Raw genomic sequence first — 18,696 nt, forward strand, 5'->3', positions numbered from 1 at the left:
GCGGTTGGGGTCCTGGCGAGCGGCAGGCCTGGCCCCGGCACAAGGCCGGGGAGTGGAAAGGGGGTTGGGGCGCCTGTGGCTTGGTCCTGACTTTCGTCAGGACGACGGATGAAAGGAAGCCGTCGTCCTGATGCCAATCAGGACCAAGCCACTAAAACCAGAGCCTACCCGACCCAGCCTCTACCCACGCCCCCCTCGCTTCATCCCCTGCGCGGTGCCACAGTGGCGCCCCGCCGCCACGCCGCAGAGACCCGCCCATGCCCCAGCCCGCCGCCCTCATCTTCGACTGCGACGGGGTGCTCGTCGATTCCGAGGCCATCGTCATGCGCATCGAGCAGGCGGCGATCGCCGAGGCCGGGCTCAGCTATTCGCCGCAGGACTACGCCACCAAGTTCACCGGCCTGTCCTACGACGATTTCTTCGCCGCCCTGGATGCCGAACACCGCACCCGTTTCGGCCAGCCGCTGGAGCGGGCTCTCTACGAACGGATCAAGGACGACAGCGTCGCCGCCATGGAGCGCGAGCTGGAGGCCGTGCCGGGCATCGCCGATTTGGTGGCGGTCGTCACGGTGCCGACGGCGGTCGCCTCCTCTTCCTTCCCGGACTCGCTGGTCATGAAGCTGCGCAAGACCGGGCTGTACGGCCGCTTCGCCCCGCATATCTACTCGACCAAGCTGGTGGCGAACGGCAAGCCGGCACCCGACATCTTCCTCTACGCCGCCGACAAGCTGGGCGTCCCCGCCAGGGACTGCGTGGTGCTGGAGGACAGCGTCAACGGCATCCGCGCCGCCGTGCAGGCCGGCATGACTCCCTGGGGGTTCACCGGGGCCGGCCACGCCGATCCGGACCTGGCAGCGCGGTTGACCGCCGCCGGGGCCAAAACCGTGTTTGACAGCCACGCCGCGATTGCGCTCCGCTTGAAGGAATAAAAAGCACGACAGTCGGGAGGAGTGCATGGCTGCGGAACAGGTCGATATCGCCGCCGTCGATATCGCCATCGTCGGCGCCGGGTTCGCCGGCATGTACATGCTGCACCGGGCGCGCGGCATGGGACTGAGCGCAGTGGTGTTCGAGACCGGCGACGGGGTCGGCGGCACCTGGTACTGGAACCGCTATCCGGGGGCCCGCTGCGACGTCGAGAGCATGGAGTATTCCTACCAGTTCGACGACGCCCTGCAGCAGGACTGGTCCTGGTCCGAGCGCTTCGCCGCCCAGCCGGAGATCCTGCGCTACGCCAACCACGTGGCCGACCGCTTCGACCTGAAGCGCGACATCCGGTTCGAGACCAAGGTCACCGCCGCCCACTACGACGACACGGCAGGGCTGTGGCGGGTCGAGACCGATAAGGGCGACACGGTGGCCGCCACCCATCTGGTGATGGCGACCGGCTGCCTTTCCTCGGCCAACGTGCCCCATTTCGAGGGGATGGAGGACTTCACGGGCGACTGGTACCACACCGGGCGCTGGCCGAAGGAGGGCGTGGATTTCACCGGCAAGCGGGTGGCGGTGATCGGCACCGGCTCCTCGGCCATCCAGTCGATTCCGGTGATCGCGCGGCAAGCCAAGCACCTCACCGTGTTCCAGCGCACCCCGAACTACGCGGTGCCGGCCCACAACCACCCGGTCGATCCGGAGCGCGAGGCCTGGTTCAAGGCGAACTACAAGGAACTGCGCGAGAAGGCGAAGCAGGGCCGCTCGGGTCAGCTCTATTCGGTGCGCGCCCTGAAATGGGGCAGCGAGCCGCCGGAGACCGCCAAGGCGGAGTTCGCCCGACGCTGGGAGCTCGGCGGGTTCTCCTATCTCGGCGCCTATATCGACCTGCTGGTGAACAAGGAGGGCAACGATGTCGCCGCCGAATTCGTGCGCGACAAGATCCGCGAGACCGTCAACGACCCGAAGACCGCCGAACTCCTCTGCCCGACCAGCGTGATCGGCTGCAAGCGGCTCTGCGTCGATATCGGCTATTTCGAGACCTACAACCGGGACAACGTCGCCCTGGTCGACATCTCCAAGGATCCGATCGAGCGGCTGACGGCGAAGGGGCTGATCACCGGCGGGACGGAGTACGACTTCGACGCCATCGTCTTCGCCACCGGCTTCGACGCCATGACCGGCTCGCTGAACCGGATCGACATCCGCGGCCGCGACGGCCTGGCGCTGACGCAGAAGTGGGAGGCCGGGCCGCGCACCTATCTCGGCCTGACGACGGTCGGCTTCCCCAACCTGTTCCTCATCACCGGGCCGGGCAGCCCCTCGGTGCTGACCAACATGCTGCCGACGATCGAGCAGCATGTGGACTATGTCAGCGACATCATCGAGCACCTGCGCGCCCACGGGCAGAGCACCATCGAGCCGGAGCAGGACGCCGAGGATGCCTGGGTCGACCACGTGAACGACATCGCCGGCGGCACCCTCTATCCGAGCTGCAATTCCTGGTATCTCGGTGCGAACGTACCCGGCAAGCCGCGGGTGTTCATGCCCTATCCGGGCTTCCCGGCCTACGTGAAAAAGTGCCGGGAGATCGCGGCGGCTGGCTATGAGGGGTTCCGGCTGGGCTAGGATGGGGGCATCGACACCACGTGTTGCTGGGGTGGGAACGATGACGGACGGCCACGGGCAAGGGGCCTCTCCGGGAGCCGGCCCCGGAACGGAAATCGCGATCCCCGACGGCTACGCCCCGGAAATCGCCGCGATCGTCGAGTACTGGACCCGCATCAGACCGGCCGAGGGCCTGCCGGGGCGCCAGCATGTCGATCCGGCGGACATCCCGGAGCTCTTGCCGCATCTGTGGATGACCGACGTGTTCCGCGACCCCTGGCGCTTCCGGCTCCGGCTGGTCGGCACGGCCATCGTCAAACATGCCGGCCGGGACTCCACCGGAAAATGGTGCTCCGAGCAGTTTCCGAACTTCGAGGAAAGCGCGGGATACCGCGATATGGTCCGCTGCGCCGACCAGGGCGTACCGGTGTTCAGAACCGCCAAGCAGCTCGTCGGCGACCGCCCCCGCCAATCCCAGCGCGTCCACCTCCCCCTGGCCTCCGACGGTCGCGAGGTCGATATCATCCTGTCGCTGACGCGGTACGTGTTCGTGCGGGAGTAGGGGGGCGAAGCTCGATCCCCCTTCACCCCACCCCGCTCCCCGGATTTATTCCGGGGCAAGCACATGGGTCGACGCGAAACCCCAAAGGTCCAGGCAATTGACGGGTAGGCCCCGGCACAAGGTCGGGGAGTGCTGGACGGGGTGGACACTCTAGGATCCCGTCATCCTGGGAGACCCCGGACCTGATCCGGGGGCTGCCCGGGACCGGGCCGGTACGGCGGGGTCCCGGCCGACCTCCGGGTCGAGCCCGGAGGTCGCCGGGGTGACGTCGTCTGGAATAGGGCGCGAACGCCTCCTCAGATCACCGTCACCCGCTCCGGCGCCGGCGGCAACTCGCCGCGTTCGACCGCGTGGACCGCCTTCACCAGCCCCCGGTTCGCCGGGGCGTCGATACCGATCTCGGCCCCTTTCTCGGCGATGAAGCCGTTGATGTAGTCGATCTCCGTGCGCCGGCCCTTGGCGATGTCCTGGGCCATCGACGGGCGGCTCTCCTCGCTGCGGCCCTCGCAGGCCGCCAGCATCTCGTCCTCGATCTTCTGGCGCTGCTTGGCGTCGCCCTTCCAGGCGGCGATCCACTCCTCGCCGGTGAACTTGCCGATCTTCTCCAGGTCGTAGCCGAGCGCCTTGCCGATGGCCGCCGCCTCGCCGCAGATGCGGATCTGCAGCCACCGCACATCGGCGTCCCGCGCACAGCCGTTATTGCCGAGACCGCTGGCCGCACTCACCCCGTTCTGGTGGGCGTTGGCGCAGAGCTTCGACCAGCGCTCGCCCCACAGGTTGGTCGTGGTCTTCGCGCTGTCGATGCCGGCCAGCATGCCGCAGACCCGCTCGACCCGCGGCGTGATGCGGCCATGGATCTCGCCGACGCGGAACACGGTGTGGCTGTTGCCGCCCAGCGGCACGCCGCGCCTGACTTCCGCCGGTCCGGTCATCTCGACCGCGATCTTGGCGGCGATGGTGCCGATCACCCGGCCCCAGCCGACCACCTTGGCGATGGTCTCCTCGTTGATGCAGTTCTGCAGCGAGACCACGTAGCCGTTCGGCGACAGGTAGTCCTGGATCATCATGGTGGCCCAGGCGGTGTCGAACGACTTGGTGCACACGAAGGCGATATCGATCGGCCCGGTCTTCTTCAGCGCCTGCACGTCGGTCAGGTGGATCGCCTTGGCCGGCGCGTTGAAGCACTCGGCCTCGGTCAGGCCGTAGAGGTTCAGCCCGCCCTCGTTGATCGCGTTGACGTTCTCCGGCCAGGGATCGATCAGGGTGACGTCCTCGCCGGCGCGGGAGAAATAGCCGCCGACATAGGCACCCACGGCGCCGGCCCCGACGATCGCGATGCGCTCGCTCATCTCTTGGTCTTCCTTGTCTTGGTTATCAGTGCGGCCGGTCGCCGCCGCCGATGGTCAGGCGGTGCATCACCCGGCGCTCGCCCGGATAGTCGTTCAGCGCCATGTGCTGGGTGCAGCGGTTGTCCCAGATCACCAGCGTGCCCTTGCGGTAGGAGGCCCGGGCGGTGAAGTCGAGGGTGGCGGCATGGTCCTTCAGGAAGGCGACCAGGGCGTCGCTCTCCTTATCCGCCAGTTCCTTGATCCGATAGAGGTGGCTGCCGGAAATGTAGAGCGCCTTGCGGCCGGTCTCCGCGTGGGTGCGGACGAGCGGGTGCTCGCTCTCCATCTTCGGCGCGTTCTCCACATTGGTGGCGTCGAAGCGGGTGCTGCTCATGAGCGCCGCCCGGCCGCCGCGCCGTCCCTTCAGGTCGCCACTATAGATTCCGGTCAGCCCATCGACGAAGGCCCGCATGGTGGGGCTGAGCGTCTCGTAGGCGCGGTACAGGTTGGTCAGCACCGTGTCGCCGCCGCGCGAGGGCACCTCGTGGGCGTAGAGCATGGTCGCGATCGGCGGGCGCTCGTCGAACGACATGTCGGTGTGCCAGGCGCCGCCGAAATTCTTCTCCTCGTCCGGCTCCTTGCGGATCTCGAACACCTCCGGGTGCTCCTCCAGCCCCTTCACGAAGGGATAGGGCACCAGCGGCCCGAAGCGCCGGGCGAAGGCCTTGTTCTGCTCGATGGTCAGGTCCTGGTCGTGGAAGACCAGCAGTTGATTCTCCAGGAACGCCTGGTGGATCTCAGAGAAGATCTCGTTCCCCAGTTCCTTGGACAGGTCGACACCGGAGATCTCAGCGCCCATGGTGCCGCCGATGGGCTTTACGGTTATGGTCTCGTACTGCTGCATCGCCTTACCTCCCATGTCGACCGTCTCGTCCCGGCGGCCTTTGTACACAATCTCACCACGGGCCGGCGCCCGGCGTCACCCCACCAAATTCGCGGAGCCCTTGTGTCCGACCTCCCCTCCAAACCGGCCGCCAACGCCTATCTGCTGCTGGTCCTGACCACCCTGTCCTGGGGTGCCAACGCCGTCGCCGCCAAGATGTCGGTGGGCGAGCTGTCGCCCATGCTGCTGACCCTGCTGCGCTGGCTCGGCGTCTTCCTGCTTCTGACGATCTTCGCCCGCAAGAAGGTGGCGGCCGAATGGCCGGTGCTGCGGGCGCATTGGGGCAAGATCTTCGTCATGGGCGCGCTGGGCTTCTGCGTGTTCAACACCCTGATGTACGTCGCCGCCAAGCACACCCAGGCGGTCAATATCGGCATTCTGCAGGGTGCCATCCCGATCTTCGTGCTGCTCGGCGCCTTCGCGGCTTACAGAACGCCGGTGCGCGGGGTGCAGATCCTCGGCGTGGCGATCACCATGATCGGCGTCGCCCTGGTGGCCTCGAAGGGAGATTTCGGACGGCTGGCGGCGCTGGAGCTGAACCATGGCGACGTGCTGATCGTCATCGCCTGCGTGCTCTATGCCGGCTACACCGTGTCCCTGCGCAAGCGCCCGCCCCTCTCCGGCATGACCATGTTCGCCGGGCTGGCCACCGCGGCCTTCGTGACGTCCATTCCGGTCGCCGGATACGAGTATCTGGTCGGTGACCTGCAAGTGCCGACGGTCAAGGGCTGGTGGATCGTCGCCTTCGTGGTGATCTTCCCGTCCTTCCTGGCCCAGATCTCCTTCCTACTCGCCGTCGACCAGGTCGGGCCGGGCCGCGCCGGGGTGTTCGTCAACCTGGTGCCAATCTTCGCCGCCGTGCTCAGCGTCGCCATCCTGGGCGAGGCCTTCCACCTGTATCACGCGCTGGCCCTCGCCCTGGTGCTCGGCGGCATCGCCATCGCCGAACGGTTCAAGCGTTGACGGAGGTTCCGATGACCCCCACCCCCTTCACCCTCGCCGTCCCCCAGGCCGATCTCGACGACCTGAAGGACCGGCTGGCCCGCACCCGCTTTCCCGACCGCACGCCGGGGGAGGCCTGGGCCTATGGCACCGATCCGGACTACCTGCGCGAATTGGTGACCTATTGGCGCGAGGGCTTCGACTGGCGCCGCGAGGAGGCCGCCCTCAACGCCTTCCCGCAGTTCCGGGTCGAGCTGGACGGCATCCCGCTGCATTACCTGAAGGTGGAGGGCAAGGGCCCGGATCCGATCCCGCTGCTGCTGCTGCATGGCTGGCCCGGCTCGGTGCTGGAGTTCCTGGAGCTGATCCCGCTGCTGACCGACCCGGCGGCCCACGACGCCCCGGACGCACCCTGCTTCACGGTGATCGCCCCGTCCCTGCCCGGCTTCACCCTGTCCTTTCGGCCGGACCAGAAGCGGTTCTCCTGCGAGGAGATGGCCGATACGCTCGCGAAACTGATGACCGACGTGCTCGGCATCGAGCGCTACATGGTCCAGGGCGGCGACTGGGGCGCCTTCGTCGGCTCGCGCATCGCGTTCGACCATCCGGACCGGGTGCGCGCCCTGCATCTCAACTTCCTGCCCCTGCGCCGGGACGCCGCCGTGGCCGAGAACCCGAGCCCGGAGGAGCAGAAGTATCTTGAGGAACTGGCCGAGTTCCTGCGCGAGGAGACCGGCTATCAGGCGATCCAGGGCACCCGGCCGCAGACCCTGGCCTCTGCCCTGGTGGACAGCCCGGCCGGGCTCGCCGCCTGGATCGTGGAGAAGTTCCATGTCTGGACCGACAATGACGGCCGGATCGAGAACGCGGTGAGCCGGGACCGGATGCTGGCGGATATCTCGCTCTACTGGTTCACCGGGGCGGTGGGCTCGTCCTTCTGGCCGTACTACGCCCGGGCCCATAATCCCTGGCCGATCCCGCTCGGTGGGAGGATCACGGTGCCGATGGGCTATCTGCAATCACCGCGGGAAATTCTTCGCCCACCCCGGAGTGCCGCCGCCCGCGTCTATACGGATATCCGACGCTGGGAATCCTTAGAAAAAGGAGGGCATTTCGCCGCCCTGGAAAATCCCGACGCCCTTGCGGCGGAAATTCGGGCCGTTGCCGCCACTTTGTAGAGACCCCATCGAAAATTAACGAAAATCAATTTTTGAGTGTGACTCGGTAAGCTGATACGCTGATCCTTCAAGCGCGGGAGGAACGGCCATGGGCAACACAAAGACACCGAAGACCGGCATGAAACGGCGCGACTTCCTGGCAGGTGCCGGCGCGATGGCGCTGACCGGTCCGCTGATGGCGCGGGCAGCGATCGCCCAGGGTACCGGTCCCGGCCTCGCCCCGGCGGGCGCGAAGATCGCCCGGCTCGGCATCTATCCGGCCATCGGCATCTGCCGGGTCGGCGGCAGCAAGCTCTGGTTCCACGCGCCGGAGGTGCCCGGCCTGCCGCCGCAGCCGGCGGACGGCCAGTTCAAGGACGGCACCGAGAGGATCAAGAAGCAGGTCCAGCGATTCCGCATCTACGCCTTCGACAGGGAAGGCCGGGTGATCAAGGAGATCACCGCCGCCGACGGCTCAATTCAGTGGACGGTGCATGTCGCCAACACCAAGGCCGCCTGGTACGGCTTCAACAACCCGATGGACAATGGCGAACTCGCCCCCGGCATCCCCGGCAAGCGGCGCAATCAGTATTTCACCCGCCCGGACCAGCGCCTCGAGAATCTCGTGATCGACGGCGAAGCCACGACGATCTCCGGCACCGACACCAATCCCGCCGGCGACGACGCGGCCTTCGCCATGGGCGGGACCTTCTGGGGCAGCGAGGCGGTCGGTCTCGGCCATCTGCAGACCGACAGCGCCGGCCACCTGCTCGTGGTGCCGCCGGATGGCGTGTCGAAAAGCCCGACCGGCGCCGGCATCACCAGCTTCGCCGACAATGACGGCTGGCACGACGACTGGTGCGACGGGCCGGTCTCCGCGACGGTGACCCTGAACGACGCCCTGCCGGTGGAGCCGGACCTGGACACCGCCGCCGATCCCGCCTGGGTCGCCTGTGTCGGGCCGAACTTCGCGCCGCAGATCGAGCCGGTCTCGACCATGTACGATGTGATCTACGACATGAACGTGCGGCTGGACTGGCAGCAGCGGCCCGAGAAGCCGTCCTTCACCAAGGACATCTACCCGACCCTGCAGCGCCTGGGGCAGATGCAGTGGCTGACCGACGCGGCCAACCTGCGCGAGGCCTGGATGGGTCAGTATTTCGACTTCGCCGATCCGGCCCTGATCGACCGGCTGGCGAAGCAGGCCAACGGCGAGCTGCGCGCCCAGGCCTTCGCCCAGATCCGCCCGCCCTTCCAGTTCTCCGGCAACACGGCGGCCGATTACTTCACCGAGCAGCAGCTCAAGGTGCCGTACATGCTGGGCGACGGCATCAACTACGACGGCAGCCCGTACCAGTGGTTCCAGATGGTCCACCTCCAGTACCAGTTCCTGATCGACTGGAAGGACGGCAACTACATCGACGACTGGACGCCGGACCAGACCGGCATCACCGATTTCGACGAGATCCCGCTGGACCAGCAGCCCTTCGCCCTGACGCAAGCGGCCCTGATGCCGCTCAGCGGCGGCGCGTTCCATCCGGGGGTCGAACTGACCTATTACCTGCGACACAAGAACATGTATGCCCGCGCCCATGCGCCGGCGGACGGGCCACAGCCGGAGCCGTTCCGCCTGGCGCTCGGCGACCGGCCGTCCCTGCTGCAGGATGTCGGCCTGCTCCTGACCCCGGACCTCACCCTGGTGGGCGATCCGGACAAGGGGATCGCCCCGGCGGTCGGCCCCTGCATGCCCGGCGACCTGACCCGCTGGATGGGCCTGCCCTGGCAGTGCGACGCCTTCAGTTGCCAGCAGGTGCTGATGCAGAGCGACTTCCCGACCGCGGTGTGGTGGCCCGCCCTGCTGCCGATCGACGTGCTGCCGGAGGCGTTCCTGGAAACCCAGGTGATCAAGGGCGAAACCCGGGACGGCCAGAAGCTCGACCGGGACGAGCGGATCAAGTTCTTCAACCAGCGCGCAGACTGGAAACGCGGGGTCGCCGGCATCGGCTACCACGCCAATGCCAGCTACTGGGACGGCATCACCGACATGATCACCCTGTGGGAGCGCATGGGCTTCGTGGTGAAGCGCCAGGTGCCCGAGGAGGTCGCCCGCGAGCTCGGCATCCCGCGCGAGGTCTATGCGGAAGTCCAGCGCGGCGACACCATGGAGTTCCGCTTCAAGTGGACCCCGACGGACGGCCAGCTCCCGAACTGAGGCCGCCATGGGAAGGACCGTCGCCGTCATCGGGGCCGGGATCGCCGGGCCGGCCGCCGTGCTGGCCCTCGCCCGGGCCGGCCTGGAGGCGCTCTGGGTGGCGCCCAAGCCGGAGCCGGATCACGACCCGGTGGGGGAGACCCTGGCGCCGGCGGCCAATCCGATCCTCGCCGGGCTCGGCCTGTCCGGCGCCATGGCGGCCGCCGGCCACCGGCCGTCCCACACCACCCTCTCCGCCTGGGGCAGCGACCGGCTGGCCGACCGCAACGCCATCCTGCATCTGGAGGGGCCGGGCCTTGTGCTCGACCGTGCCCGGTTCGAGGCGGACCTGCGCAGCCATGCCGCGGCTTCGGCCGGGCGCATGGTGGAGACCCGGCTGAGTGCGGCCCATGCGGCCGACGGCGTCTGGCACCTGAGCCTCGAGAATGGCGAGGCCCTGACCGCCGACGCCCTGGTCGATGCCTCGGGCCGTAGCGCGGTCGTCGCCCGATCGTTCGCCGCGCGGGAGCGGGCCGACCAACTCATGGCGGCCCACGCCTTCCTGCCGCACCGGGATGACAGCGTGGAGCCGACCCGGGCGGTCCTGATCGAGGCGGTGGAATCCGGCTGGTGGTATGCCGCCCTGCGGCCGGACGGCTCGCTGTCGGTCGCCTATTTCACCGACCCCGACCTGCTGGGCGACACGCCGAGCCGGGACCTCGACGCCTGGACCGGCCTGATCGCCGGCACACGCCATATCGGCCGCTGGATCGAGGATGCCGGCTTCGCGGTGGAGGCACCGCCACGCCTGTCCAGTGCCGGCACCACCTGGCTGGTCCCGCCGGCGGGCCGGGCCGAGGGCGCGCCCTGGATGGCGGTGGGCGACTGCGCGGCGGCCTTCGACCCGCTCTCCTCCCACGGGATGACGACGGCCCTCTGGGCCGGGGCCCGGGCCGGCGGCGTCATGTCGGCGTCGCTGCAGGGCGACGACACCGCCTTGGAAGCCTATGCCCGGTCGGTGATGGACGGGGTGGCCGGGTTCCTCGCCCAGCGCCGGGGCATGTATGCGCAGGAACGCCGCTTCCCCGATGCCCCCTTCTGGCAGCGCCGGCAGGGGGCAGGGTGATGAACCCTCACCTTTCCCGTTTCCCCGGCCTTGCGCCGGGGCCCAGGGAAAGCGCGTGCCGGAACGCGTTACCCGATCGCCAACCGCTCGGGCGAGTGGCACCCTGGGTCCCGGCGCGAGGCCGGCAAGACGAGTTGGTAGAGGAGGTTATTTCCCTAACGGAACAGGAACCGCTTATGGGCGTCGGCCATGTTGCGGGCGCGGAGCAGGAACTCCTGAGCGGCGCGAGCATCGACCGTGTCGGCCAGCGTCTCCGCAAACAGCGCCATCCAGCGGTCAAAATGCGCCGGGGTCAGCTCGCCGATCCCGGCATGGACCCGCATCGGCATGCCGTCATACCGTCCGGTCAGGTTTAGCACCGACGACCAGAACGCCTTCAGCCGCTCGAAATGGGCGGGCCAGTCCTCCACGTTGCGCATGAAGACGGGGCCCAGCACCTCATCCTCCCGCGCGCGGCTGTAGAAGGTCTCGACCACCAGCGAGATGTCGTCCTCGCTGACCCGCGCGAAGGGCGGTGCGAGCGGGGGACGGTCGGGGCTTGCATTGGAAGCGTCGGTCATGACCCCACGCTACCACGCCCGCCCCTCACGCCGCGAGCAACGGCGTGTAGAGCAGCTTCACGTAGGAGCGCAGCAGCCGGATCTGCTCGGCCAGGACGCCCGGTTCCTTCAGGGCCTTGGCCATGACGATGCCGCCCTCGGTCACCGAGGAGACCATGTCGGCCAGGGCGTCGATATCGACCACGTCATTGGCCGGATACCGGGCATCGATGGCATCGAAGATCCGCCGGAACCGTTCGCGCCAGGCAAGCACGCCCAGCCGGTTCAGCTCGCGCACCTCGCGGTCGAACAGCACCTCGTTGTAGCAGTAGGTCGCCACCAGGCAGCCTGGATGGCCCTGCTCCATCTCGCCCATGATCGCGGCGAAGCGGTCGAGCCCGCTCAGGAAGGCCGCCAGCGGATCCTCGCCCTCGCCGACCGCGAACAGGTCGTCCAAAACCGCGTCGTCGCGCTTCAGGAACCGGATCAGCATGGCGCGTGCCAGCTCGTTCTTGTCCCTGAAGTGATAGAAGAAGCCGCTCTTGGTTATGCCGACGGCGGCGATGACCTCCTCGATCGAGGTCGCGCCGAAGCCCTTCGCCAGTACCGCGTCCTCGGCGATGTCCAGGATCTTCTCCCGCGTCTGTTCTCCTCTGCGCATTCCGAACTCCTCCTCCTCGGCCGATATCGCCGACGACTTAGAGGGCGTTTGTTTCAGTTCGATTTCCGTACCGCAGGTTTACTAGCATTAACCATCGCGTCCCCTGATTTTCCGGCCATCCTGATTGAGAGGAGGCCACACATGGCACGCTATCGCACACGCCTGCCGCAGCTCGACGGCGGGCCGTTCCTGACCGACGGCGGTCTCGAAACCACCCTGGTGTTCATCGACGGCATCGATCTGCCGCATTTCGCCGCCATCGACCTGCTGCGCCGCGACGGCGGCCGCGAGCGGCTGAAGCGCTACTCGGAGCAGTACCTCCAGATCGCCCGGGACAAGGGCTGCGGCTTCGTCCTGGAGAGCGTCACCTGGCGGGCCAGCCGGGACTGGACCCGCAAGCTCGGCTATTCCGAGGCCGAGCATCTGCGCCTGAACCAGATCGCCATCGAGGACCTGGCCGCCCTGCGCGACCACTGGGAGACCCCGGCGACCCCGGTCGTGGTGTCCGGCAATATCGGCCCGCGCGGCGACGGCTACGACCCGGGCGAGGTGATGACCGAGCAGGAGGCCGAGGCCTATCACGCCTGCCAGATCGCCCTGTTCAGCGACACCGAGGCCGACCTGGTCACCGCCATGACCCTCACCAACGTGCCCGAGGCGATCGGCATCGTGCGGGCCGCCGCCAAGCGGTCAATGCCGTGCGTGATCTCCTTCACCCTGGAGACCGACGGCCGCCTGCCGACCGGCCAGTCCCTGCGCGAGGCCATCGAGGACACCGACGCCGCGACCGACGGCGCCGCCGCCTACTTCATGATCAACTGCGCCCACCCCACCCATTTCGAGGCGGAGCTGGCCAAAGGCGGCGACTGGATCAACCGGATCCGCGGCGTGCGGGCCAATGCCTCGACCCGCAGCCATGCGGAGTTGGACAACTCGACCGACCTGGATGCCGGCGATCCTCAACAGCTCGGCCGCGACTACGCCCGGCTGCGCAAGCTGCTGCCGTCAGCCAACGTGTTCGGCGGCTGCTGCGGCACCGACCACCGCCATGTCGAGCAGATCTCCGGACACTGCGCCGGCCACGCCCGAGCGGCCTGAGGAGGCGGTGATGGGCTATCACGACCTCATCCTTCGCCCGGCCGGGCCGGACGACGCCCCCGCCCTCGTCCAGATCGTCGAGATGGCGAGCGAGGGCATGGTGACCCATGTCTGGAAGGGCATGGCGGAACCGGGGGAGACCCCGCGCGATGTCGGCCTGCGCCGGGCCCGGCGGGGCGAGGGTTCCTTCTCCCACGTCAACGCCACCCTTGCGACGCTCGGCGGCACGGTCCAGGGCGGGCTGATCGGCTATCCCCTCGGCGGGGCGCAGCCGATCGGCCCGGACATGCCTGCCATGTTCGCCCCCCTGCAGGAGCTCGAGAACCTGGCCGCCGGAAGCTGGTACGTGAACGTGCTCGCGGTCATGCCTTCCTGGCGCAGCCGGGGCATCGGCACACGCCTGCTGTTCGAGGCGGAACGTCAGGCACGAGACAGCGGCTGCGCGCGGCTGTCGATCATCGTCTCCAGCGCCAATGCCGGCGCCAGGCGGGCCTACGAGCGTTTCGGCTTCGAGTTCCGGGCGGACCGGCCGATGGGGAAGAGCGGCTGGGAAAATCCCGGCACGCACTGGCAGCTTCTCATCAAGAGTCTCGATTAACCGATCCGACGAGGCGCTGGCGCGTCACGTCCGCGTCAGCGCTTCATGGGCCCGGGACCGGAACTCCCGGCGGTAAAGGATCGCCACCACCCAGAGCGACGCCGCGATCAGCGCCACCGGATGCAGGAACCAGGCGCAGGCGGCCAGCCCGAAATAGTAGGCGTGCATGCCGCCGTTATAGTGACGGGCGGCCAGTGTCGCGACCCGCGCCACCACCTTCGCCCGGGTCTGGGCGACCGTCGGATCGTCGGCCGCTCCCGGCTGCGGGATCGAGCCCAGCACCACCGCGGCGTTGTTGTGCAGCCGCAGCGACCACGCCAGCCGGAAGAACGCGTTGATGAACACCACGATCAGCGTGCCGACCATCAGGCCGAACCGGTCGCGGGTCGTCTCCAGCAGATAGTCGAAGCCGTTCAGCACGGCGACCGCGTGCTCGCTGCCGCCGATCATCGCCGCCAGACCGCCGATCACGAAGATCGAGGTCGAGGCCAGAAAGGCCGAGTTGCCGGCGAGCGAGCGCAGGATCTGGATGTCGATGATCCGGTTGTCGCGATGCACCGCCGAGGCGGTCCAGTCGCCGCGCCAGCCCTGCATCAGCCCGGACAGGTTCTCGCCCCGCTCCGCCGCCCGCTCGCCGAAAATCTCGTAGCCGAGCCAGGCGGCGACGAAGACCACCAGGGCGAGGATGTCGAGGGGCGAGAGGATCTGCATCAGCGCGGTCATGATCCCGTCCGATAGCAGATTTTCGGCCCGCGCGCCGCCGGCGAATGCGGCCAAGAGACCCAGCCGGGCCGCTTTCACCCTGGGCGCCGGGCAGCCGGGGGCTTACCCTTTGATCGCAAAGGGTCCTGAAACGGATCGGTACAGGAGGAACGCATGGGACCGCTGGACGGGAAGATCGCCGTCGTCACCGGGGCGGGCAAGAATATCGGCCGCGAGATCGCGCTGACCCTGGCCCGCGACGGCGCCGCCGTGGTGGTCAACGGCCGCGGCGATCAGGCAGCGGTGGATCGCGTGGCAGAGGAGATCCGGGCGCTGGGCGGCCGGGCCTTCGGACACCTGGCCGACGTCTCCGACGAGACCGCGGTCACCGCCATGGTCGAGCGCGCGGTGGCCGAGTTCGGCGGCATCGACATCGTCGTCAGCAATGCCGGCCTGCGCCGCCAGACGCCGTTCCTGGAGATGGGCCTGGTGGAGTGGCGGGAGATCCTGTCGGTGGCGTTGGACGGGGCCTTCATCCTCACCCGCGCCTGCGTGCCGCATATGATCGGTCGCGAAGGCGGTGCCATCGTCGGCCTGTCCGGTGTCTCCACCCATGTGGGCACGCCCGAGCGGTGCCACGTCTCCGCCTCCAAGTCGGGGCTGGAGGGGCTGATGCGCGCCCTCGCGGTCGAGCTCGGGCCGCACGGCATCACCGCCAACTGCGTCGCCCCGGGTGCCATCGACACCGTGCGCGCGGCCGCCGCCGGACAGATGCCCAGCACCATGCGGGCCGCCGGGGTGCCGGCCGGCCGCAAGGGCACGATGCAGGAGATCGCCGCCATGGTCCGCCATCTGGTCGGACCCCATGGCCGGTTCATCACCGGCCAGACCATTCACGTGAACGGAGGAGCGTTCCTGACATGAGCAACCTGCCTTTCGAGAACGAGCCTATCTCGCCGCATATCGGGCTGGAGATCACCGGGCTGGACCTCAACACGCTGGATGCCGACACCACCGCCGCCCTGCGCCAGGCCTTCAACGATCGCCACGTGCTGGTGATCCGCGACCAGGACATGACGCCGGAGCAGCAGGTCCGCTTCGCCGAGCGGATCGGCGAGCCGGACATCTACCCGCTGCTGGGCGGCATCGACGGCTTCCCGATGATCACGCCGATCATCAAGGAGCCGGAGGAGCGCAACAATTTCGGCGGGCTCTGGCACAGCGACACGACCTACATGGAGGCGCCGCCGATGGCGACCATGCTGCTGGCCCGCGAGATCCCGCCGGTCGGCGGCGACACGCTCTTCGCCTCCCAGGTTGCGGCCTACGAGGCGCTGTCGGACGGGATGAAGGCGATGCTGGCGCCGCTCAAGGCGATCAACAGCTCGGCCAAGGCGAACGCCACCAAGACCCGCGAGGACCGGGTGAAGGACGACGACGCCAAGAAGGAGTTCACCTCCTGCCACCCGGTGGTGCGCACCCATCCGGAGACCGGCAAGAAGGCGCTGTACCTGAATGTCGGCCACACGGTGCGGTTCGACGGCTTCACCGAGGAGGAGAGCGCACCGCTGCTCGCCTGGCTGCACGCCCATCAGTGCCGCGAGGAGTTCCAGTGCCGGGTGCGCTGGCGCAAGGGGACCCTGGTGATGTGGGACAACCGGGCGGCCATGCACTACCCGGTCAACGACTACCACGGGTACCGCCGCGAGATGCACCGGATCACCTTGAAGGGCGACAAGGTGGCGTGAGACGGGCCGTAGGCGCCCATCTTTCAATCGCAACCGTCATCCCGGCGACCCCGGACTGGATCCGGGGCCGGGCTTGGCCCGGGGGTCGGCCGGGACCAAGTCGCCTTGCCGCGGTCCCGGGCAGCCCCCGGATCTGCGTCCGGGGTCTCCCGGGATGACGGCTGTCTCTAAAGCCGCTCCACCTCGCAGCGCGAGCAGCGCAGGGGGATGGAGCCGCTGATCGGGTCGGCGCGGGAGGTGTCGATGGTGGCGTTGATGTTCGCCGCCAGCCGATGGTCGCGGTCGTAGGGGCTGCCGTCGGGTCCGTCGACCCACCAGCCGTGCTGGCCGAACACGCCGCCCGGCTCCAGGTCGCGGACGATGGACACCCGCGCCACCGATCGGCCCCGCGCCGTCTTCACCACCGCCCAGTCGCCCTGGGCCAGCCCTCGCGCCTCGGCATCCTGCTTCGCCATCTCAACGATCGGGTCCGGCATCAGCCGGCGCAGGGAGGGGATGTTGCGGTGCTGGCTGTGGCAGTAGGCCACCGTCTTGGCCGAGCCGAGCCGCAGGGGATACGCCTCCTCCACCGGCGGCAGAACCGCCGGGTCGAAGTGCGGCACGCCCGCCTGGCCGTGGTCGTGCAGCCGCTCGCTGTAGACTTCCAGTCGCCGGGTCGGCGTCGGGAAGCCGCGCGGCGCCCCGTCCGGACCATTCATCGCATAAGCTTCCAGCGCCACGCTGCCGGGCACGGTTACCCCTTCCGGCTGTGCCCGAAGCTGCGCGACCGACAGCCCGCCCCCGGCCAGCACATGGTCGTGCCCGGCATCGGCGCTGCCGCCGAAGAACGCATCCCCCAGCCCCAGCCGCTCGGCCAGGGCCAGGACGATGTCGGTATCCGAGCGCGCCTCGCCGACCGGCTCGATCACCGCCGGGCGGAGCTGCACCTGCCGCATTCCTTCGAGGCTGGCATCGAAGCCGGTGCGCAGGCCCTCGCGTTCCCAGGAGGTGGCGGCGGGCAGCAGGATATCCGCCTGACGCGCCGTCGCGTTCTCGAAGAAGTCCACATGGACGTGGAAGTCGAGCGCAGCCAGCGCCCGCGCGGCCACGTCGCCATCCGGCTGCGACACCAGCAGGTTCGTGCCGAAGGAGACCAGCATGCGTACCGGGTAGGGATCGCGCTGTAGCACCGCCCGCCAGACATCGCGGGCCGTGACCCAGCCGTTCAGCCCCGGCCCGATCGGCCGCTCGCGCAGGCCCAGCGCCTTGGCTTTCTGCGCCGGGGCGAGCAGGTCGCCGCCGGAGATATCGGCGAAGAACGCGGCCCCGCCCGGCACGTTGCCGCCGGCCTTGCCGTAGCTGCCGGTCAGCGCGTAGAGCAGCGAGATCGCCCGGTCGGTCTGGGTCGCGGTCGGGCTCTGGCCGACCCCGTTCCAGGCGTAGTAGGCAACCGAGGACGCCCCGGCGAGCAGGTCCGCGGTCTTGTGCTGCGCCTCCGCCGGCACACCGGTGACCTCGGCCACCCGCTCGGCCGGCCACTCCGCAGCAGCGGCGGCGTAGATCTCGAACGCGCTGCGGCAGGCGACCGGCCCCTCGGATGTCTCCACGTCACACTCGGCCCGCAGGACCGGCGATCCCTGGTCGAGCCACACGCCGCGTCCGGAGTCATAGCGCAGCAACCCGCCCGTCTCGTCCAGAGCGACGAGGACGTCCGAACTGCCACCGACCTCGATGTCGGCCTCTCGCAGGAAGCGGCCGGTATCCTGCCGAACCAGCAGCGGCCCGTTGCTCCAGCGGGTGAGGAAGTCCCGGTCGATCCGGTCGCTCTCGATCAGGATGTTGGCGAGACCAAGGGCCAGTGCCTGATCGGTGCCGGGGCGCACGGCGAGCCACTGGTCGGCGCGCCGGGCGAAACCGATGGGCCGGGGGTCGACGACGATCACCTTGGCCCCGCGGCGCATCGCCTTCTGGATCTCCACCGAGCGCGCCAGCCAGGTGGCGGCCGGGTTGTTGCCCCAAAGCACGACGCAGTCGGTGTTGGCGAAATCCGGCGTGCCGATATCGGTGCCGTAGGTGAAGCGACTGGCAAAGTCCTTGTGCCAGTTGCAGATCTCGGTGCCGTAGATGGTGTTCGGGCTGCCATAGGCGCGGATCAGCCGCTCGATCCAGGAGATCGAGTCGGAGATATGGGTGCCGCTCGGCGTGGTGACCGAGAACGCGGTCTGCTCCGGCCCGCCCTCACGCGCCACACTCGCCATGCGCCCAGCGATCTCGTCCTGGGCCTCGTCCCAGGAGATCGGCTCCCAGCCCGGATCGGCCGCCCCTTTCGGCGCGGTGCGGCGCAGCGGCCGGGTGAGCCGGTCGGGGTGATAGACCAGCTCCGGGGCCGCCCGTCCCTTGGGACAGAGCTTCTCGCCGCTGGGATGGTTCGGCAGCGGGTCGATTCCGGTCAGCTTGCCGTCCTCCACGACGGCGACGCAGCCGCATCGCGAGCGGCACTGGGTACAGAAGGCGGGGGTACGGGTGATCGCGGTCACGGGGCCTCGCGACGGAAGGGGGGAGGGCCGGACGACGGCCGGATCCC

Annotated in this window: 17 protein-coding genes; 11 read left to right on the forward strand and 6 right to left on the reverse strand. The window is 68.7% G+C overall.

Annotated elements, in window-relative coordinates; all coding sequences use genetic code 11:
• Nucleotides 1-257 precede the first annotated feature (257 nt).
• The 3 genes from ACOQOP_RS14210 to ACOQOP_RS14220 are packed head-to-tail and all read left to right on the forward strand — an operon-like array spanning nucleotide 258 to nucleotide 3,100.
• Nucleotides 258-929 (forward strand): HAD family hydrolase, encoded by a 672-nt coding sequence (locus tag ACOQOP_RS14210; RefSeq protein ID WP_420562460.1) that lies wholly within the window; start codon nucleotides 258-260, stop codon nucleotides 927-929.
• 25 nt (nucleotides 930-954) lie between these two features.
• The gene (locus tag ACOQOP_RS14215; protein WP_420562461.1) at nucleotides 955-2,559 is read left to right on the forward strand and encodes a flavin-containing monooxygenase; all 1,605 of its coding nucleotides are present in this window, start codon (nucleotides 955-957) and stop codon (nucleotides 2,557-2,559) included.
• Nucleotides 2,560-2,599: 40 nt separating this feature from the next.
• Nucleotides 2,600-3,100 carry a PAS domain-containing protein gene (locus ACOQOP_RS14220; protein ID WP_420562462.1) on the forward strand — a complete coding sequence of 167 codons (501 nt, stop codon included), beginning with the start codon at nucleotides 2,600-2,602 and terminating at the stop codon, nucleotides 3,098-3,100.
• 296 nt (nucleotides 3,101-3,396) lie between these two features.
• Here the strand turns inward: ACOQOP_RS14220 and ACOQOP_RS14225 are convergent, their stop codons facing one another.
• Together ACOQOP_RS14225 and ACOQOP_RS14230 are read right to left on the reverse strand one after the other, a co-directional pair.
• Nucleotides 3,397-4,449, reverse strand: a complete 1,053-nt coding sequence (locus tag ACOQOP_RS14225; RefSeq protein ID WP_420562463.1) for a ketopantoate reductase family protein — start codon at nucleotides 4,447-4,449, stop codon at nucleotides 3,397-3,399.
• A gap of 25 nt (nucleotides 4,450-4,474) precedes the next feature.
• The gene (locus ACOQOP_RS14230; protein ID WP_420562464.1) at nucleotides 4,475-5,347 is read right to left on the reverse strand and encodes a TauD/TfdA dioxygenase family protein; all 873 of its coding nucleotides are present in this window, start codon (nucleotides 5,345-5,347) and stop codon (nucleotides 4,475-4,477) included.
• 87 nt (nucleotides 5,348-5,434) lie between these two features.
• Between ACOQOP_RS14230 and ACOQOP_RS14235 the strand changes: the two genes are divergently transcribed.
• The 4 genes from ACOQOP_RS14235 to goxB all read left to right on the forward strand — a co-directional run bounded on the left by ACOQOP_RS14235 (nucleotide 5,435) and on the right by goxB (nucleotide 10,787).
• On the forward strand, nucleotides 5,435-6,334 hold the full coding sequence (locus tag ACOQOP_RS14235) for a DMT family transporter (protein ID WP_420562465.1): 900 nt from the start codon (nucleotides 5,435-5,437) through the stop codon (nucleotides 6,332-6,334).
• 11 nt (nucleotides 6,335-6,345) lie between these two features.
• Nucleotides 6,346-7,491 (forward strand): epoxide hydrolase family protein, encoded by a 1,146-nt coding sequence (locus tag ACOQOP_RS14240; protein ID WP_420562466.1) that lies wholly within the window; start codon nucleotides 6,346-6,348, stop codon nucleotides 7,489-7,491.
• Between the two features lie 88 nt (nucleotides 7,492-7,579).
• Nucleotides 7,580-9,682, forward strand: a complete 2,103-nt coding sequence (gene goxA, locus ACOQOP_RS14245) for a CTQ-dependent glycine oxidase GoxA (protein WP_420562467.1) — start codon at nucleotides 7,580-7,582, stop codon at nucleotides 9,680-9,682.
• Between the two features lie 7 nt (nucleotides 9,683-9,689).
• A complete protein-coding gene (gene goxB, locus ACOQOP_RS14250) occupies nucleotides 9,690-10,787 on the forward strand; it encodes a glycine oxidase maturase GoxB (RefSeq protein ID WP_420562468.1) in 1,098 nt (365 codons plus the stop codon).
• Nucleotides 10,788-10,942: 155 nt separating this feature from the next.
• On the opposite strand, the gene ACOQOP_RS14255 is transcribed toward goxB, so the two are convergent.
• Nucleotides 10,943-11,347: a group III truncated hemoglobin gene (locus ACOQOP_RS14255; protein ID WP_420562469.1), complete on the reverse strand. Its 405-nt coding sequence runs from the start codon at nucleotides 11,345-11,347 to the stop codon at nucleotides 10,943-10,945.
• Nucleotides 11,348-11,372: 25 nt separating this feature from the next.
• Nucleotides 11,373-11,987, reverse strand: a complete 615-nt coding sequence (locus ACOQOP_RS14260; protein ID WP_420562470.1) for a TetR/AcrR family transcriptional regulator — start codon at nucleotides 11,985-11,987, stop codon at nucleotides 11,373-11,375.
• Between the two features lie 141 nt (nucleotides 11,988-12,128).
• On the opposite strand from ACOQOP_RS14260, the gene ACOQOP_RS14265 reads away from it, so the two are divergent.
• Nucleotides 12,129-13,085, forward strand: coding sequence for a homocysteine S-methyltransferase family protein (locus ACOQOP_RS14265; RefSeq protein ID WP_420562471.1), 957 nt, complete (start codon nucleotides 12,129-12,131; stop codon nucleotides 13,083-13,085).
• 10 nt (nucleotides 13,086-13,095) lie between these two features.
• Entirely contained in the window at nucleotides 13,096-13,683 is a 588-nt protein-coding gene (locus ACOQOP_RS14270; RefSeq protein WP_420562472.1) for a GNAT family N-acetyltransferase, read from the forward strand.
• 24 nt (nucleotides 13,684-13,707) lie between these two features.
• Here the strand turns inward: ACOQOP_RS14270 and ACOQOP_RS14275 are convergent, their stop codons facing one another.
• A complete protein-coding gene (locus tag ACOQOP_RS14275; RefSeq protein ID WP_420562473.1) occupies nucleotides 13,708-14,406 on the reverse strand; it encodes a DUF599 domain-containing protein in 699 nt (232 codons plus the stop codon).
• A 153-nt stretch (nucleotides 14,407-14,559) separates the two neighbouring features.
• Between ACOQOP_RS14275 and ACOQOP_RS14280 the strand changes: the two genes are divergently transcribed.
• Both ACOQOP_RS14280 and ACOQOP_RS14285 read left to right on the forward strand, forming a co-directional pair.
• Nucleotides 14,560-15,309 carry an SDR family NAD(P)-dependent oxidoreductase gene (locus tag ACOQOP_RS14280; protein WP_420562474.1) on the forward strand — a complete coding sequence of 250 codons (750 nt, stop codon included), beginning with the start codon at nucleotides 14,560-14,562 and terminating at the stop codon, nucleotides 15,307-15,309.
• On the forward strand, nucleotides 15,306-16,133 hold the full coding sequence (locus tag ACOQOP_RS14285) for a TauD/TfdA dioxygenase family protein (RefSeq protein ID WP_420562475.1): 828 nt from the start codon (nucleotides 15,306-15,308) through the stop codon (nucleotides 16,131-16,133). The genes ACOQOP_RS14280 and ACOQOP_RS14285 overlap by 4 nt, the downstream gene beginning before the upstream one ends.
• 167 nt (nucleotides 16,134-16,300) lie before the next feature.
• On the opposite strand, the gene ACOQOP_RS14290 is transcribed toward ACOQOP_RS14285, so the two are convergent.
• Nucleotides 16,301-18,649: a molybdopterin-containing oxidoreductase family protein gene (locus ACOQOP_RS14290; protein WP_420562476.1), complete on the reverse strand. Its 2,349-nt coding sequence runs from the start codon at nucleotides 18,647-18,649 to the stop codon at nucleotides 16,301-16,303.
• Between the last annotated feature and the right edge of the window lie 47 nt (nucleotides 18,650-18,696).

Source organism: Thalassobaculum sp., from assembly GCF_965223715.1.
Lineage (GTDB): Bacteria > Pseudomonadota > Alphaproteobacteria > Thalassobaculales > Thalassobaculaceae > Thalassobaculum.

Excerpts from the sequence above, each read along its gene's own strand:
- ACOQOP_RS14210 (WP_420562460.1), top strand. The coding sequence starts at position 258 with ATGCCCCAGCCCGCCGCCCTCATCTTCGACTGCGACGGGGTGCTCGTC.
- ACOQOP_RS14215 (WP_420562461.1), top strand. The coding sequence starts at position 955 with ATGGCTGCGGAACAGGTCGATATCGCCGCCGTCGATATCGCCATCGTC.
- ACOQOP_RS14220 (WP_420562462.1), top strand. The coding sequence starts at position 2,600 with ATGACGGACGGCCACGGGCAAGGGGCCTCTCCGGGAGCCGGCCCCGGA.
- ACOQOP_RS14225 (WP_420562463.1), bottom strand. The coding sequence starts at position 4,449 with ATGAGCGAGCGCATCGCGATCGTCGGGGCCGGCGCCGTGGGTGCCTAT.
- ACOQOP_RS14230 (WP_420562464.1), bottom strand. The coding sequence starts at position 5,347 with ATGGGAGGTAAGGCGATGCAGCAGTACGAGACCATAACCGTAAAGCCC.
- ACOQOP_RS14240 (WP_420562466.1), top strand. The coding sequence starts at position 6,346 with ATGACCCCCACCCCCTTCACCCTCGCCGTCCCCCAGGCCGATCTCGAC.
- goxA (WP_420562467.1), top strand. The coding sequence starts at position 7,580 with ATGGGCAACACAAAGACACCGAAGACCGGCATGAAACGGCGCGACTTC.
- goxB (WP_420562468.1), top strand. The coding sequence starts at position 9,690 with ATGGGAAGGACCGTCGCCGTCATCGGGGCCGGGATCGCCGGGCCGGCC.
- ACOQOP_RS14255 (WP_420562469.1), bottom strand. The coding sequence starts at position 11,347 with ATGACCGACGCTTCCAATGCAAGCCCCGACCGTCCCCCGCTCGCACCG.
- ACOQOP_RS14260 (WP_420562470.1), bottom strand. The coding sequence starts at position 11,987 with ATGCGCAGAGGAGAACAGACGCGGGAGAAGATCCTGGACATCGCCGAG.
- ACOQOP_RS14265 (WP_420562471.1), top strand. The coding sequence starts at position 12,129 with ATGGCACGCTATCGCACACGCCTGCCGCAGCTCGACGGCGGGCCGTTC.
- ACOQOP_RS14270 (WP_420562472.1), top strand. The coding sequence starts at position 13,096 with ATGGGCTATCACGACCTCATCCTTCGCCCGGCCGGGCCGGACGACGCC.
- ACOQOP_RS14275 (WP_420562473.1), bottom strand. The coding sequence starts at position 14,406 with ATGACCGCGCTGATGCAGATCCTCTCGCCCCTCGACATCCTCGCCCTG.
- ACOQOP_RS14280 (WP_420562474.1), top strand. The coding sequence starts at position 14,560 with ATGGGACCGCTGGACGGGAAGATCGCCGTCGTCACCGGGGCGGGCAAG.
- ACOQOP_RS14285 (WP_420562475.1), top strand. The coding sequence starts at position 15,306 with ATGAGCAACCTGCCTTTCGAGAACGAGCCTATCTCGCCGCATATCGGG.